This window comes from Kitasatospora sp. NPDC048194, assembly GCF_043202455.1.
In the GTDB taxonomy this organism is placed as follows: Bacteria; Actinomycetota; Actinomycetes; order Streptomycetales; family Streptomycetaceae; genus Kitasatospora.
The window spans coordinates 32,673-46,765 of the sequence record NZ_JBIDAK010000036.1 but is presented as its reverse complement, the minus strand read 5'-3'; the positions used below and the strand labels follow the sequence as shown (position 1 = coordinate 46,765).

The 14,093-nt window shown below is 74.4% G+C and carries 13 protein-coding genes and 1 riboswitch; of the genes, 6 read left to right on the top strand and 7 right to left on the bottom strand.

All coding sequences use genetic code 11. The features are described from left to right. Nucleotides 1-76 precede the first annotated feature (76 nt). Entirely contained in the window at nucleotides 77-2,788 is a 2,712-nt protein-coding gene (locus ACGF07_RS30480; protein ID WP_392904011.1) for a glycosyl hydrolase, read from the bottom strand. A 346-nt stretch (nucleotides 2,789-3,134) separates the two neighbouring features. Next, a riboswitch (SAM riboswitch) is annotated at nucleotides 3,135-3,277 on the top strand. A 201-nt stretch (nucleotides 3,278-3,478) separates the two neighbouring features. Here ACGF07_RS30480 and ACGF07_RS30475 point away from each other — a divergent pair. Continuing rightward, the gene (locus tag ACGF07_RS30475; RefSeq protein ID WP_350745448.1) at nucleotides 3,479-4,192 is read left to right on the top strand and encodes an IclR family transcriptional regulator; all 714 of its coding nucleotides are present in this window, start codon (nucleotides 3,479-3,481) and stop codon (nucleotides 4,190-4,192) included. A 27-nt stretch (nucleotides 4,193-4,219) separates the two neighbouring features. On the opposite strand, the gene ACGF07_RS30470 is transcribed toward ACGF07_RS30475, so the two are convergent. From ACGF07_RS30470 to ACGF07_RS30460, 3 genes are all read right to left on the bottom strand, one after another. Next, nucleotides 4,220-5,374, bottom strand: coding sequence for a hypothetical protein (locus ACGF07_RS30470; protein ID WP_392903938.1), 1,155 nt, complete (start codon nucleotides 5,372-5,374; stop codon nucleotides 4,220-4,222). A gap of 110 nt (nucleotides 5,375-5,484) precedes the next feature. After that, entirely contained in the window at nucleotides 5,485-5,958 is a 474-nt protein-coding gene (locus ACGF07_RS30465) for a nucleoside deaminase (protein ID WP_350745442.1), read from the bottom strand. Nucleotides 5,959-6,057: 99 nt separating this feature from the next. Then, a complete protein-coding gene (locus ACGF07_RS30460) occupies nucleotides 6,058-6,906 on the bottom strand; it encodes a universal stress protein (RefSeq protein WP_392903936.1) in 849 nt (282 codons plus the stop codon). 346 nt (nucleotides 6,907-7,252) lie between these two features. Here ACGF07_RS30460 and ACGF07_RS30455 point away from each other — a divergent pair, with 346 nt between their 5' ends. The 4 genes from ACGF07_RS30455 (at nucleotide 7,253) to ACGF07_RS30440 (ending at nucleotide 11,145) form a co-directional block, all read left to right on the top strand. Next, nucleotides 7,253-8,236, top strand: coding sequence for an ATP-binding cassette domain-containing protein (locus tag ACGF07_RS30455; protein WP_392903934.1), 984 nt, complete (start codon nucleotides 7,253-7,255; stop codon nucleotides 8,234-8,236). Next, on the top strand, nucleotides 8,233-9,081 hold the full coding sequence (locus ACGF07_RS30450; protein ID WP_392903932.1) for an ABC transporter permease: 849 nt from the start codon (nucleotides 8,233-8,235) through the stop codon (nucleotides 9,079-9,081). The genes ACGF07_RS30455 and ACGF07_RS30450 overlap by 4 nt, the downstream gene beginning before the upstream one ends. A 70-nt stretch (nucleotides 9,082-9,151) precedes the next feature. Then, a complete protein-coding gene (locus tag ACGF07_RS30445) occupies nucleotides 9,152-10,465 on the top strand; it encodes a histidine kinase (protein WP_392903929.1) in 1,314 nt (437 codons plus the stop codon). Continuing rightward, the gene (locus ACGF07_RS30440; protein WP_392903927.1) at nucleotides 10,462-11,145 is read left to right on the top strand and encodes a response regulator; all 684 of its coding nucleotides are present in this window, start codon (nucleotides 10,462-10,464) and stop codon (nucleotides 11,143-11,145) included. Before ACGF07_RS30445 ends, ACGF07_RS30440 begins: the two co-directional genes overlap by 4 nt. A 135-nt stretch (nucleotides 11,146-11,280) precedes the next feature. Here the strand turns inward: ACGF07_RS30440 and ACGF07_RS30435 are convergent, their stop codons facing one another. Next, on the bottom strand, nucleotides 11,281-11,409 hold the full coding sequence (locus ACGF07_RS30435; protein ID WP_350745425.1) for a hypothetical protein: 129 nt from the start codon (nucleotides 11,407-11,409) through the stop codon (nucleotides 11,281-11,283). Further along, nucleotides 11,406-11,675, bottom strand: a complete 270-nt coding sequence (locus tag ACGF07_RS30430; protein ID WP_392903924.1) for a hypothetical protein — start codon at nucleotides 11,673-11,675, stop codon at nucleotides 11,406-11,408. Before ACGF07_RS30430 ends, ACGF07_RS30435 begins: the two co-directional genes overlap by 4 nt. Nucleotides 11,676-11,948: 273 nt before the next feature. Here ACGF07_RS30430 and ACGF07_RS30425 point away from each other — a divergent pair, with 273 nt between their 5' ends. Beyond that, complete coding sequence (locus ACGF07_RS30425; RefSeq protein WP_350745419.1) at nucleotides 11,949-12,566, top strand: TetR/AcrR family transcriptional regulator C-terminal ligand-binding domain-containing protein; 618 nt, start codon at nucleotides 11,949-11,951, stop codon at nucleotides 12,564-12,566. A 24-nt stretch (nucleotides 12,567-12,590) separates the two neighbouring features. On the opposite strand, the gene ACGF07_RS30420 is transcribed toward ACGF07_RS30425, so the two are convergent. After that, nucleotides 12,591-13,436 carry a slipin family protein gene (locus tag ACGF07_RS30420; RefSeq protein ID WP_392903922.1) on the bottom strand — a complete coding sequence of 282 codons (846 nt, stop codon included), beginning with the start codon at nucleotides 13,434-13,436 and terminating at the stop codon, nucleotides 12,591-12,593. Nucleotides 13,437-14,093: the final 657 nt, after the last annotated feature.

Sequence of the window (14,093 nt, the reverse complement as noted above, 5' to 3'; positions counted from 1 at the left end):
CCTGGTAGGCCGGTGCCCGGCACGCTCGTGAGCAGCGTGCCGGGCACCGGTGGGAGGCGAGCCGGGAGGGACGGGATCAGTCGTCGGTCTCGTCGTAGCGGCCGCGGCCCAGGCTGTGCAGGTTGAAGGACCAGATGCCGCGGCCGAAGGTGGCGGCGTAGAGCCTGCCGTCCGGGCCGATTTTGAGCTGCTGCACCGCGGTGGTGGGCAGGTTGCGGCCGAGGACGCGCCAGTCGGTGGTGCCGGGGGCGCGGTAGAAGGCGGCGAGGTCGGTGCCGAGGGCGAGGCCGCCGTTGGGGAGGATCTTGACGGAGGTGGCGGGGACGTCCGGCAGGTTGGCCGAGACGTCGGTCCAGGTGGCGCCGCCGTCGTGGGTCTCGAAGAGGTGGCCGTTGCCGGCGCCGGGGCCTTCCGTCCAGGTGCGGGAGAAGCCGTTGAAGGCGACGAAGACGTGCCGGGCGTCGTTCTCGTCGACGGCGAAGGAGGAGACGTAGCGGTTGGGCAGGGTGCCGTCGACGGGCAGGTTGAGCTGGTGCCAGCCGGTGCCGTCCGTGTTGCCGACGGCGATGCCGCGGCTGAAGCCCTGGTTGTTGCAGGGGCCGCACCAGCCCGCGTACACGGTGCCGTTGACGGTGGCGACGGCGGTGGCGACGTGGCCGGCGCCGAGGTCGTAGGCGGAGGTCCACTCGCTGCCGCTGCGGATGGCGTAGCCCTTGTGCTGGACCCAGACGTGCCGGCCGCCGGCGATCCAGGTGTTGACGTCCTTCGGGTCGCTGGTGATCGGGGCGATGAAGCGCGCGGCGCTGGTGTCCTTGTCGGGCGGGGCGACCTCGTAGGAGGTGGCCTTGCTCGGGTCGCTCCTCCAGGAGCCGTCGTTGACGGCGCAGTTCTGGGTGACCCACATGTCGAGGTAGACGTACTCCTCGGCGATGTTGCAGCCGTTGTTCGGGTCGACCAGGGTGTCGGCGCCGTCGCCGCCGAAGTCGGAGCCCATCACCTTGTCGTGGGCGCGCAGGATGGACTCGCCGTTGTCCTGGAGGCCGCCGCTGACGATGACGCCCCGGCCGGAGCGGTCCGCGGGGTCCTTTCCGACGCCCACCGAGTAGTACTGGAGGGTGTCCATGGTGCCGTCGGCCAGGGACTTCCAGTCGGTGGCGTGGCCGGAGGCGTCGGCCGCGCCGTTGATCGGACGGCTGTAGATCCCGCCGTCGTTGCCGACGTACACGCTGGTCCTGCCCCGGTACGACCCCACGGCGATGGCGTGCTGGTCGGAGTGGGTGGTCTGGGAGCAGTCACCGGTCTGCTTGGCCGGGTCGATGCTCCAACAGGGGAAGCCGAAGTTCCAGTACGGGCCCGGGACGGTCCAGCTGGAGCCGCCGTCCTTGGTCTCCAGGACCTCCTCCAGGCCGGCGTAGAGGTGGTCCGGGTTGGCCGGGTCGACCTGGAGGAACTGGTTGTACCAGGCCTGGATGCCCGGTTGGTAGCCGGCGTCCTGCAGCGCGGAGCCGGAGTTCTTCAGCTTGTCCTTGTCCGCGATCTGGGTCCACGGGCCGAACGGCGAGCCCGATTTGGAGACGTAGATGCCCTTCAGGCCGGTGTCCGGGTCGCTCGCCATGACCGCCGGGGACTGGTCGATCGCGTAGTACCGGGAACCGTCGGCGGAGGCTGCGAAGGTCACGTTGCCCACGTTCGCGGCGTCGGTCGGCAGGTCGCCGAGCGAGCCGACGCGCTGCCAGGTGCCGTCGGTGGCCTTGGCGTAGAAGCCGTTGTAGGTGTCGCCGCCGCGCCAGCCGACCGCCAGGACCACCTTGGTCGGGTCCTTCGGGTCGATCGCGATGTCGTTGGCGATGTTCTTGTACGGCGCGGCCGGGTCGCCCGCCCTCGAACCGCCCGGCAGGTAGTCCGGGTTGGGTGCGAACTCCAGCGCCCAGGGGCCGGACAGGTCCGTGGTGGAGTGGCTCCACACGCCCCGGCTGGTGGCCGCCCACACCTTGCCGCCGCCGAAGCGCAGCGCGTGGATGATCGTCGACTCCAGCTCCGCGCCGCCCACCCGCATGCCGGGCTGGAACTCGCCGTGCTTCGGGTCGCCGAGCACGTACACGCCGGTGCCGACGTACGAGGTCGCGCCGGTGTTGGACTCACCGGTCGCGTACCAGAGCCGGCCACCGCCGTCGAGGTTCAGCGTGCCGGTGGAGAGGGACGGCAGCTTGTCCGAGATGGACTGCCACTGCCCGCCGCCGGTGCGGGAGCGGAACACGCCCCCGTTGGCGCCGCCCGCGTAGACGTAGCCGTCGTCGTCGGCCGCGATGCCGGTGATCCGGCCGGTCACGAACCCGGAGCCGCCGCTGGAGTTGGAGTTGACGTCGCGGTAGCGCGGGTCGTCGGAGTTGTACGGCTTGTCGGTGACGTGGTCCCAGCTGCCGCCGGTGTGCGGCATGGACTGCAGCTGGGCCCAGGCGGCGCCGTACGCGCCGGGCGCGACCACCCCGGGGGCGGTGCGGGCCTCGGTGTACTGGGCGGTGCCCTCGGCGGAGTTCTCCGCCTCGTCGCCTTCGTCCTCGCCGGGGGCGTCCGCCCTGGCGCTGAAGGCGGGACCGGCGGTGGAGCCCGTGCCGCCCCGGACCCTCTTCGCGTGCTTCGCCCCGATCTCGGCCTGGTGCTGGGCCTGGTGCGGACGAGGCCCGGGTGTCCCGGACGGCGCGGCGAGGGCCTGGGTGGTGGTCAGTCCGAGCGCGGTGAGGGTCACGGCGGGCAGTAGCAGCCGTCGGCGTTGCCTGTTGGGCACGATGGTGGGTCCTCCCCATGCGGCGGGCCGCGCGGTCGCGCGGCTCCGGCGGAAACAGTCGGAAGCCTCGCGGTTCGGCCGGGTGGAGTGAAGGGCCCGCGCATAACGAATGATTAAAACCGAATTCAGTGAAGAGAGTTGGAAAGCCCGGAAGGCCTCGTCCCGCAGATTGAAGCAGCCGGAGCGGTGGGAACGGTCGGCGACGGACGGGCGCGGGGGGAATCCCTCCCCGAATGGGTGCGGGCCGCCGTACCGGCCCGGCCCCCGTCCCGAGCGCCGCTGACCGGCCGGGCTCCGCCGGGGGGGCCGGTTTGGCGGGCCGGCCGGGGAGTCTTGTATGGTTCCTGGCGAATCATCCAGAGGGGTGGAGGGACCGGCCCTACGAAGCCCCGGCAACTCCCCGGTCGACCCGGCGTCCGAAGTACGCGCCGCGCCGCCCGGGATCAGTGCCAACTCCGGCCTGTCGCCAACGTGGCGCGGGAAAGATGAGGAGACACGGTGCTCTCTGTGCTGTCCTTCGCCCGGGCGCTCTCCGCCGCCCCGGCCGTTCCGCGTACCCGTCTCGTGCCCGGCGCAGGCACTCGGCCGATCTCTCCGGCCCGTCCTCGCTGACCACCCCCGCTCCCCGCGGGGAGCCCCCGTGAGCGCGAATCCGCCCCCCGCTCACGGGTACGAGACTGGAGTACCCATCCCATGCAGAACACGAGCGGCGTCGGCGTGCTCGACAAGGTCACCTCGATCCTCGGCACCCTGGAGTCCGGCCCCACCACACTGGCCGGACTCGTCGCCGCGACCGGTATGGCGCGGCCCACCGCGCACCGGCTCGCCGTCGCGCTGGAACACCACCGCCTGGTCAGCAGGGACCTGCAGGGCCGGTTCGTCCTCGGCCCCCGGCTGACGGAACTCTCGGCGGCCGCCGGTGAGGACCGGCTGCTGGCCGCCGCCGGCTCGGTCCTCACGCACCTGCGTGACGTCACGGGCGAGAGCGCGCAGCTCTACCGGCGCCAGGGCGAGGTCCGCATCTGCGTGGCCGCCGCCGAGCGGCTCTCCGGCCTCCGCGACACCGTCCCGGTCGGCGTCACGCTGTCCATGAAGGCGGGATCCGCCGCCCAGGTGCTGCTCGCCTGGGAGGAACCCGAGCGCCTCCACCGCGGCCTCCTGGGCGCCCGCTTCACGGCCACCGCGCTCGCCGGGGTGCGGCGCCGCGGCTGGGCGCAGTCCATCGGCGAGCGCGAGCCCGGGGTCGCCTCCGTCGCCGCGCCCGTCCGCGGCCCGTCCAACCGGGTGGTGGCCGCCGTCTCCGTCTCCGGCCCGATCGAGCGCCTCACCCGGCACCCCGGCCCGCACCTGGCCCAGGCCGCCGTCGAGGCGGCCAACCGCCTCAGCGAAGCCCTCGCCCAGGCCTGAAGGGCCGACCGGGGCCCGGCCGGCCGTTCAGCGGCCGGGCAGGAGCCACCGCCACACGTCGCGTTCGGCGGTGGCCGACCAGACCACGTCGCCGTGGCCGTAGCCCGGCACCACCCGGTAGTCGACCCGGGCGCCGCCCCGGCTGACCAGGCGGGGGCCGAGGTCGTGGTCGCCGCGTCCGAGCTCGGCGTTCAGCCAGACGACATCGGCCCGGATCGCGGACCAGTCGATGCGGTGGACCTCCGCCCGGCCGGCCCAGAGCGCCGCCAGGTCGCGGAGCAGGGCGGTCGCCTGCAGGCCGCTGCCGAGCCGGGAGACCGCCGCCGTCCAGACCGGCAGCGGTGCGTGGTCCAGGACGAAGCGGTCCTCGGTGGGCGTGGCGCCGAAGGCGTACTCACCGGCGCTGTGGCCCCGGTGGTAGATCCAGTTCGCCGCCCCGGGCAGCTCCCGGGTGCGGGTCAGCGCGTAGTGCAGCAGGCCGAGGTTGCTGAACTGCGCCGCCCCGGGCACCGGTCGCGGCACCCCGCTCGGGGCGTCCGGGGCGGCGGCCGCGCGGGCGAACAGGCCCTTCAGCCCGGGGTCGACGGTCCAGGTGCCCGCAGCCAACAGCTGCCGGAACCCGTCGGTCAGCGCCGAGGCTCTCGCGACGAGCTCCGGCTCGGTCTCCGGGTCGTAGGGGCCGGTGGTGTCGAGGACGAGCACCCGGCGCAGCCGCTCGCCGCCGTCCCGTGCGGCGGTCGCCAGCGCGAGCGCGGCCCCGGCCGAGTGGCCGAGCAACTCGTACGGCAGGCCGGTGACGGACTCGACGGCGGCGACGACCCGCCGGAGGTCGGCCCGCTGGGCGTCCAGGCCCCGGTCCGCGCAGTGCGGGCCGATCAGGTCGGGCGTCAACGCGTCCTCGCGCGGCGTGGTGCCGACGACCAGGTACCCGTGGTCGGCGAGGAAGCGCGCAAGGCTCCGGCCCCGTGCGGTGCAGTAGTCGGCGGCGACGTTGAGCCCGCCACCCGGCAGCAGGTGGACCACCCGGTGCGCCCCGCCGCCGTCGCCGAGGACGTCGACGGTGAACCGCCCGCCCTGCCGGTCCGGGACGGCCAGCCGCCGGTGCCCCGGGCCGACGTCCACCACCGCCGAATCGCCGCAGCCGAGTGCCGCCGCCACCGCCCCGATCAGCTCCGCCCCCACCGCTTCTCCTCCCCGCGTGCTGCCGACCGCGCGCGGACCGGGCTCCGCCGCCCGCGGCGCGGGAACAGTCTGACGGACGGCTACGGGCGGCGCCGGTCCGGCCGCACCCGTCAGCCCCAGTACCCCGTGTGCACCGCGGCCGCCTCCTCGTACAGGTGCGGCCCCGAGACCTCCACCGGGCTGCCGCCGGCGGCGAAGACCTGACGGCAGGGCAGGTGGAGCACCGGCTCCTCCGGATCCACCCCCGCGATGACGTTCAGTTCGGTCGCCGCCAGCGCGTACACGACCCGCCGGATGCCGCTCCAGAAGATGGCGCCCGCGCACATCGCGCACGGCTCGGTGCTGGAGTACAGGGTGGCCTTGGCGAGCTGGGCCGGGGCCAGGGTGCGGGAGGCCCGCCGGACCAGGTTGGTCTCCGCGTGGGCGGTCACGTCGTGGTCCGTCAGCACGGTGTTCTCGGCGGTGAGCAGGACGCTCCCGTCGGCGTCCGTCAGCAGCGCGCCGAAGGGGTGGTTGCCGTGCGCGCGGGCGGAGGCCGCGATGTCGAGGGTCGCGAGCAGGTGGGCGCGGGTGTCATCGGCCATGACGTGCTCCTCGGGGATCGGCCGGGCGGAGGCTCGGGAATCGCATCGAACGTACACGACGTCCGCGGTGGGGCCGCCCCGGCGGTCGTGCCGGCCCGCTCAGCCGTACGGGACGACGGCGACCGGGCAGTGGACGTGGTGGACGACCGCGTGTGCCACCGGGCCGAGGTGGTGGTGGCGCAGCGGCGCGTGGTGGGTACGGCGGCCGACGACCAGCAGCCGGGCCGTCGCCGCCGCGTCCACCAGCTCGACGGCGGCCTTGCCCCGCACCAGCTCGTCCGTCACCTCCACCTCGGGGTGGCGGCCGCGCCAGGGCTCCAGGGCCTCGGCGAGCCCGGTCCGCTCGACGGCGGAGACCTCGCGCTCCAGCCCGCCGATGGCGCCGTAGGCCATGTACTCGCTGCCGGCGGGCGGGTTCCAGACGTGGACGACCCGCAGCGGCGCGGAGCGGAGCGCGGCGGCCTCGAAGGCGAAGGCCAGGACCTCCTCCGCCGGGTGCGTCAGGTCGAGGCCGACCGTCACGTCGCCGGCCGGCTCGCTCTCGTGGGCCCGCACCAGCACCACCGGGCAGGCGGCCCGGCGCAGCACCTCCTGGCTCACCGAGCCGGTCAGGTAGCCGCGCAGGGTGCCCAGCCCGCGTGAGCCGAGGACCACCACGGCCGCCGTGCGCGAGGCGGCCTCCAGCGCCTCCACCGGGTCGCCGGAGACCGGCGAGGAGACGATCGGCACCTCCGGTGCCAGGGCGCGCAGGGCTCCCTCGCGCTCGGCCAGCTGCGCCAGGGCGCGGTGGTAGGTCTGGTCGCTGCCGACCACGTCGCGCTTCGGCCAGGGCCACGCGTGGAGGACTTCGAGGCCGAGTCCGCGGCGCTGTGCCTCGCGGGCGGCCCATTCGGTGGCGGCGAGGCTCTCGGGCGAGCCGTCGAAGCCGACGACAACTGGTCCGGTCACGGCGTACTCCTCGGTTCCGCGGCGCGTCGACGGCCGTCCCCGGCCGCCGGGGCCGCCTCGGGTTGCGGCCCCAGTATCGGCGTCTCCCGCGCCCGCCGCCTCCCGGGCCGGGGCGGCTGCCGGTGCCCCGCCGCCGGTGCTCCGCCGCCGGCGTCGGCGTGGAGCGTCGCCGGGCAGGTCGGCGGCCCGGCGGGAGCCGCACCGAGCCGGAGTGGGCGTCGTGGTACCGCGGTACTACGGACGGCCCGATGATCAGCCCGCGGTGCCACGGATCCGGCCCGGGCCGCACCTAGCGTGGAACCGTGGGCGGCCGGGACGGCCCGGCCCCTGGACGTAAGGGCGAGCGATGATCGAGGCGCACCAGCTGACGAAGCGGTACGGGGAGAAGACCGCCGTGGACAGGCTGGACTTCACCGTCCGACCGGGAACGGTGACCGGGTTCCTCGGGCCCAACGGGGCCGGGAAGTCCACCACCATGCGGATGGTCGTCGGCCTGGACGCACCCACCAGCGGGTCGGTGCGGGTCAACGGCCGCCGCTACGCCGAGCACGCCGCGCCGTTGCAGGAGGTCGGCGCGCTGCTGGAGGCCAAGTCGATCCACCCAGGCCGTTCGGCCTTCAACCACCTGATGGCCCAGGCGCACACCCACGGCATCCCGCGCCGCCGGGTGGAGGAGGTCATCGAGATGACCGGCCTGCAGAGCGTCGCCCGCAAGCGGGCCGGGGCGTTCTCGCTCGGCATGGGCCAGCGGCTCGGCATCGCGGCCGCCCTGCTGGGCGACCCGGCCACGGTGATGCTGGACGAGCCGGTCAACGGTCTCGACCCCGAGGGCGTCCTGTGGATCCGCAACCTGCTCACCTCCCTCGCCGCCGAGGGGCGCACCGTCTTCGTCTCCTCGCACCTGATGAGCGAGGTCTCGCTGGTCGCCGACCATCTCATCATCGTCGGCCGCGGCCGGCTGCTCGCCGACACCACCGTGCAGGACCTGGTCCGGGAGGCCGGTGGCGACGTCGTCAAGGTGGCCAGCGCCGACCCGGCCCGGCTGCGCTCGGCGCTGGCCGGCCCCGGTGTGGAGATCACCGGCCGCTCCGGCTCCGAGGAACTCCTGGTCAGCGGCCGTACCGCCCGCGAGATCGGCCTGACCGCCGCCGAACACGGCATCGCCGTCTTCGAGCTCACCCCGCGGACGGTCTCCCTCGAAGAGGCGTTCATGGACCTGACCAGGGACGCCGTGGAGTACCACGGCACCACCACCGCCGGAACCGAGGGCAAGGCCGCGAGCACGCCCGAGAACGACGCCGAGACCGAGACCCCGAGGAGCGCGGCATGAGCACCATCGTGACCTCCGAGCCCGCCACGTCCACCGAACCGCGTGCCGCCCGCCCCGCGTACAAGGTGACGGCCGCACGCGTGCTGCGCTCCGAGTGGGCCAAGCTGTGGTCGCTGCGCTCGACCTGGATCACCCTCGGGCTGGCGCTGCTCTTCCTGATCGCCTTCGGCCTGATCGCGGCCTCCCAGTTCAAGTCGCGGATCACCTCCGGCCGCCCGATGGACCGGGACTTCGCCGCCGCGAGCACCCTCAGCCTGTCGCTGTTCGGCACCAACTTCGCGCAGCTGGCGCTCGGCGTCCTCGGCGTGCTGGTCGCGGCCGGCGAGTACTCGACCGGCATGATCCGCTCGACCCTGGCCGCGGTGCCGCGCCGTCTGCCGGTGCTCTGGTCCAAGGCCGCGGTGTACGGCCTGATCGCGCTGGTCCTCGCCACGGTCGGGGTGTTCGTCGCCTTCCTGGTGGACACCCGCATCCTCTCCGGGACGCGGGCGGCGATGACCCTCTCGGACGCCGGGGTGGTGCGCGGCCTGCTCGGCGCCGCGCTCTACCTGGGCCTGGTCGGCGTGATCGGCGTCGCCCTCGGTGCGCTGCTACGCTCGGTGGCCGGCGGCATCTCGGTGCTGGTCGCCTCGCTGATGCTGATCCCCGGGCTGGTGTCGCTGCTGCCCAGCTCGTGGCAGGACCACATCAGCCCCTACCTGCCGAGCCACGCGGGTGAGGCGATGTTCGCCCTCCACCACGACACGACCACCCTCTCGCCGACGGCCGGACTGCTGGTCTTCCTCGGCTGGACGGTGCTCGCCCTCGCCGGCGCCGCCGTACGGCTGGTCCGCACGGACGCCTGAGAGACTCCCGGTGCGGCGTCGGAACTCCCGGCGCCGCACCACCCGTACCACCACCAGGGAGAAGCCACCGGTGAGCGAGGACCGAGCCATTCCCGACGGCTTGGCCGCCGACGCGCTGTCCGGCCACCCGCTGTTCGTCCGGCTGGCCGGGATCGGCCAGCGCGTGCGGCAGGCGGACCGCGACCACCCCTGGGTCCTGGACGCCGCCGTGGTCGCGGTGGTCGTCCTGATGTTCTGCCTCCCCGACCTCTTCCCCTTCGCCGGCCGCGACGAGCCCGCGCACGAGCACCGGATCGTCTTCGCCCGCCCACCGCTGCCCGCCATGCTGGCCTTCCAGGCGGGTCTGGTCCTGCCCTTGCTGTGGCGGCGCCGGCGGCCCACCGAGGCGCTCGCGGCGATCATGGCGGTCTTCGTGCTGCAGTGGTCGCTCGGCGTCGCCCTGCGCGCCGACGCCGCCCTGCTGGTCGCCCTCTACAGCCTCGCCCTGCACGGGCGGCTGCGGCACCTGGCCTGGTCCTGCGCCGTGATGGTGGGCGCGATGGCCCTGGTGGCCGTGCAGGTCTCCGGCGGCGGGCTGCCGGTCGGCGACGCACTGTTCTTCCTGGTCAGCGCCGCCACGGCGGCCGTCGCCCTCGGCATCGCGGTGCGCATCCGCCGCGCCCAGCTCGCCGGGCTGCGCGAGCGGGCCGCCCGGCTGGAGATCGAGCGCGACCAACGCAGCCGACTCGCCGCCGCCACCGAACGCACCCGGGTGGCCCGGGAGATGCACGACATCATCGGCCACAACCTCTCCGTCATCGTCACCCTCGCCGACGGCGGCGCCTACGCCGCCCAGACGTCCCCCGATCGCGGCCGGGAGGCGCTCCAACTGATCGGCGAGACCAGCCGCCAGGCGCTCGGCGAACTGCGCCGGATGCTCGGCGTGCTGCGCGACCAGGGCGACCAGGCCGCCGAGTTCAACCCCCAGCCCGGCATCGCCGACCTCGACGCGCTGTGCGCCCGCATCCGCGCCGCCGGCCCCCAGGTGCTCTACACCGTCGGCGGCGACGTCGACCAGCTCGACCGCGGAGTCCAGCTGATGGCCTACCGGATCGTGCAGGAGGCGCTCACCAACTCCCTCAAGCACGCCGGCGCCGGGACCCGCGCGCACGTGACCCTGACCGCCGACACCGCCCGGCTGCGGGTGCGCGTGCGGGACAGCGGTCCGCCCGGCGCCGACCCCGGGCCGGTGCGGCCGGCCGGCGAGGGCCACGGCCTGGCCGGCATGCGCGAACGCGCGGCCCTGTACCGCGGCACCGTCACGGCGGGCCCCGGCCCTGGGGCAGGATGGACCGTGGAGGCCGTACTGGACCTCACCCCCGAACCGACAGGCGGCCCGACGTGACCACCGTCCTCATCGTGGACGACCAGCCACTGCAGCGCTACGGCTTCCGGATGCTGCTGGAGAGCCAGCCCGACACCGAGGTGGTCGGCGAGGCCGCCCACGGCGGCGAGGCCGTCCGGCTGACCGCCGGCCTGCGGCCCGACGTCGTCCTGATGGACATCCGGATGCCCGGGATGGACGGCATCGAGGCCACCCGGCAGATCGTCGCGACGGGCGGACGCTCGCGCATCCTCGTGCTCACCACCTTCGACCTCGACGAGTACGCCCACGCCGCGCTGCGCGCCGGAGCCAGCGGCTTCCTGCTGAAGGACGCCCGCCCGGAGGAACTGCTCGCCGGGATCCGCGCGGTCGCCGAGGGCGACGCGGTGGTGGCCCCCGCCATCACCCGCCGCCTGCTCGACGCCTACGCCCACCACCTGCCGGTCCGCCCGGCGGGCGCGGCGGCGGTCGAGGACGCCCGGCTGGACGCGCTGACCGAGCGCGAGCGGGAGATCCTGACGGCCATCGCCCGGGGCTGGACGAACAGCGAGATCGCCCGGCGCCTGGTGCTGGCCGAGTCGACCGTCAAGACGCACGTCAGCCGGGTGCTCTCGAAGATCGGCGCCCGGGACCGCGTGCAGGCCGTGATCTTCGCCTACGACCGCGGGCTGACCCGGCCCAACCCGCCGGTCGCGAACTGATCGCAGGCCGCACCGGGCGCGCCGCCGCACCGCATGACGACCGTTCCGCTCGGGGCCGCTCGGCCCGCTCCCTGCCGTCACCGCGAGCCTCGTCGCGAGCCTTCTGCACGGAACAGCCCCGGCGGCGGTCGGCCGTCAGCAGCTGTCGGCGAACTCGCGGAAGTCCGCGTCGTCGTCGTCATCGTCCAGGCGGAGGCCGACGACGATCAGCAGACCGAGGGCGAGCAGCAGCGCCAGCGCGGCCTTGGCGATCCGAGCGATCACAGGTTCTCCTCCGACGCCGTCAGGTGGTTGCGCAGGTCGTGGTCGGGCACGCCCACGCCGGTGGGCTCGAACGCGGCGGCGCTCAGGCCCCCGGCGCGGTCGGCGGCGCCCGCGCGGAGGCCGCCGGCGCCCTGGCGGCCGAGGGCGGCCCCGTCCTGGTGGGCGGGGTCGGCGGCTCTGGCCGGGTTGTCGGCTCTGGCCGGGTTGGAGGTGTGGGCGGGACCGTCGCCGGTCGCGCTCCGGTCGCAGGTGGTGGGTGCGGCCACGTGGGGGTCCGCCTCTCCGTCGGGGATGGTGCCCTCCGTTGGTAGCGGAACCGTTCGCCGCTGCGACGGCAGCAGTGCCCGGGAGTCACCCGAACGGGTTCAGGTCCCGCGTTCAGGCCGCGGGTTCAGGCCGCGGGTTCAGGCCGGGTCCGGGACACGGGCGGCGGCGCCCGGGCCGCTCCGAGCGGCGCCCGGTGGCTGGGAGGGAACGGGTTCGTTCACTAACATTGGAGGCAGGCGTGGTGACCAGAGAACCCCGGAAGGTGCGCAGCCATGTCCGCTGAAACCGACACCGCGCGAGCGGCGGTGACGGCCGCCCGGCTCCGGCGGCGCGGGGAGGCGCTGGAGAGCGCCATCTACGAGGCGGCCCTCCAGCAGCTCACCACCGACGGCTACGCGCGACTCACCATGGAGGGCGTCGCCGCCGCCGCGCAGACCGGGAAGGCGGCGCTCTACCGCCGATGGTCCTCCAAGGAGGACCTGGTGATGGACGCGCTGCGGGCCAGCCTGCCCCCGGCCGGCCCGGCCCCCGACACCGGCAGCCTGCGCGGGGACCTGCTGGAGGTGGTGACCGGGCTGCGCACCGCGATGTTCAGCGAACTCGGCGCCGCCGTCCGGGCGATCATGAGCGAGCTCGACCACCGTCGGGCGCACGCCTTCCTGGCGCTCGTCCTGGAGCGGGTGGTCGAGCCCACCACCGCGCTGATCGCCGACGTGCTCGACCGGGGCACCGCCCGGGGCGAGGTCCGCCCCGGGTCGGTCACCCCGCTGGTCACCGACGTGGTGCCGGCGTTGATGCTGTACCGGATCAAGATGTGCGGCGGCGACGCCGAACTCCTCGACCCGGCAGCGATCGTGGACGAGGTGCTGCTGCCGATCGTCCGTCCGTGAGACGGGACCGGGGCTGATCGGGCGTCAGTCGCCCTGGGCGGCCGCCTGCGGCGGGACGGCGGGCGCCTGCGGCGACGCGGTCCGGGCAGCGGCGGGCGCGGGGACGGCGGCGCCCTCGGCGAGCCGGGCCGTGGAGGCCTCGAAGAAGCGCAGCAGCTCCACCGGGAACGGCAGCACGAGCGTCGAGTTCTTCTCCGCCGCGACCTCGACCACCGTCTGCAGCATGCGCAGCTGCATCGCCGCCGGGGTCTCGGCCATCTTCGCCGCCGCCTCGGCCAGCTTGGCAGCCGCCTGGAACTCACCGTCGGCCGTGATGATCCGGGCCCGGCGCTCGCGGTCGGCCTCGGCCTGACGGGCCATCGAGCGCTTCATCGAGTCGGGCAGGCTGACGTCCTTGATCTCCACCCGGTCGATGTGCACGCCCCAACCCGCCGCTGGGCTCTCCAGCATGACCTCGAGGCCCTGGTGCAGCTGCTCCCGGCCGGAGAGCAGGTCGTCCAGCTCGCTCTTGCCGATGATCGAACGCAGCGAGGTCTGGGCGACCTGCAGCATGGCGAAGCCGTAGTTCTGCACGTCCACGGTGGCCTTGATCGGCTCGATCACGCGGAAGTACAGCACCGCGTCGACGCTCACCGAGACGTTGTCCTTGGTGATGCCCTCCTGGGCGGGCACCGGCATCGTGATGACCTGGACGTTCACCTTGCGCATCCGATCGAGCAGCGGCACCAGCAGCGTCATGCCCGGCTCGCGGACCGACCCGCGCACCCGGCCCAGCCGGAACACCACACCGCGCTCGTACTGCTGCACCACCCGCACGCCGGTCACCAGCCACAGCAGGGCGACCACGACGACGATCACGAGTACTGCCACGCCTGTTCTACCTTCTCCCCGTCGCGGTGCGGCCGGGCCGGGTCCGGAGTGGCCCTGTCGCCGGGGCGCGCCGCGCGCAGCACAGTATGCGCCCGGGCCGACCGGACGGTAAGGCGTGCGGACCCGGATCTTGACGCATCGTTGACGCGGCCCCGGTGCGTCCTCGGCGCGGGCGGCCGTACGCCGGTTCGCCGCCCGAGTGCGCCCGGCCGGGCAGCCGACACCGACCGGGCGGGCCGGACCGGCGGGTGCCCGCGGTGATCGGCGCTCCCGTGCCGCCGCCCCGGCCTGACCCGGCTGGGTCGGGGCGGGCCGGGCCGGTCGGAGTGTGCTACTCGCGGACGCCGACTGCCTCCGCCGCTCGCCGGTGAGTCGCCCGCCCCGTCGCCACCGACGAGGTGACCACGGTGACGAGGGCGCACAGCGCGATGGTCGCCAGGAGCTGCGGCCACAGGACCACCGTGGGGCCGAGGCCACCAGCTGTGCCGGGGAGGCGCGTTGGGTGGCCGCCGCCAGCCCGGTGGCGACGGCGGCGAGCACGGTGCCGACGACCACCGTTATGACCGACTCGGCCGCGGCCACCCGGACGATCTGGCCGCGTACCGCGCCGGCCAGCCCGAGCAACGCGAACTCCCGCCGCCGCCGCCATCGCCATGA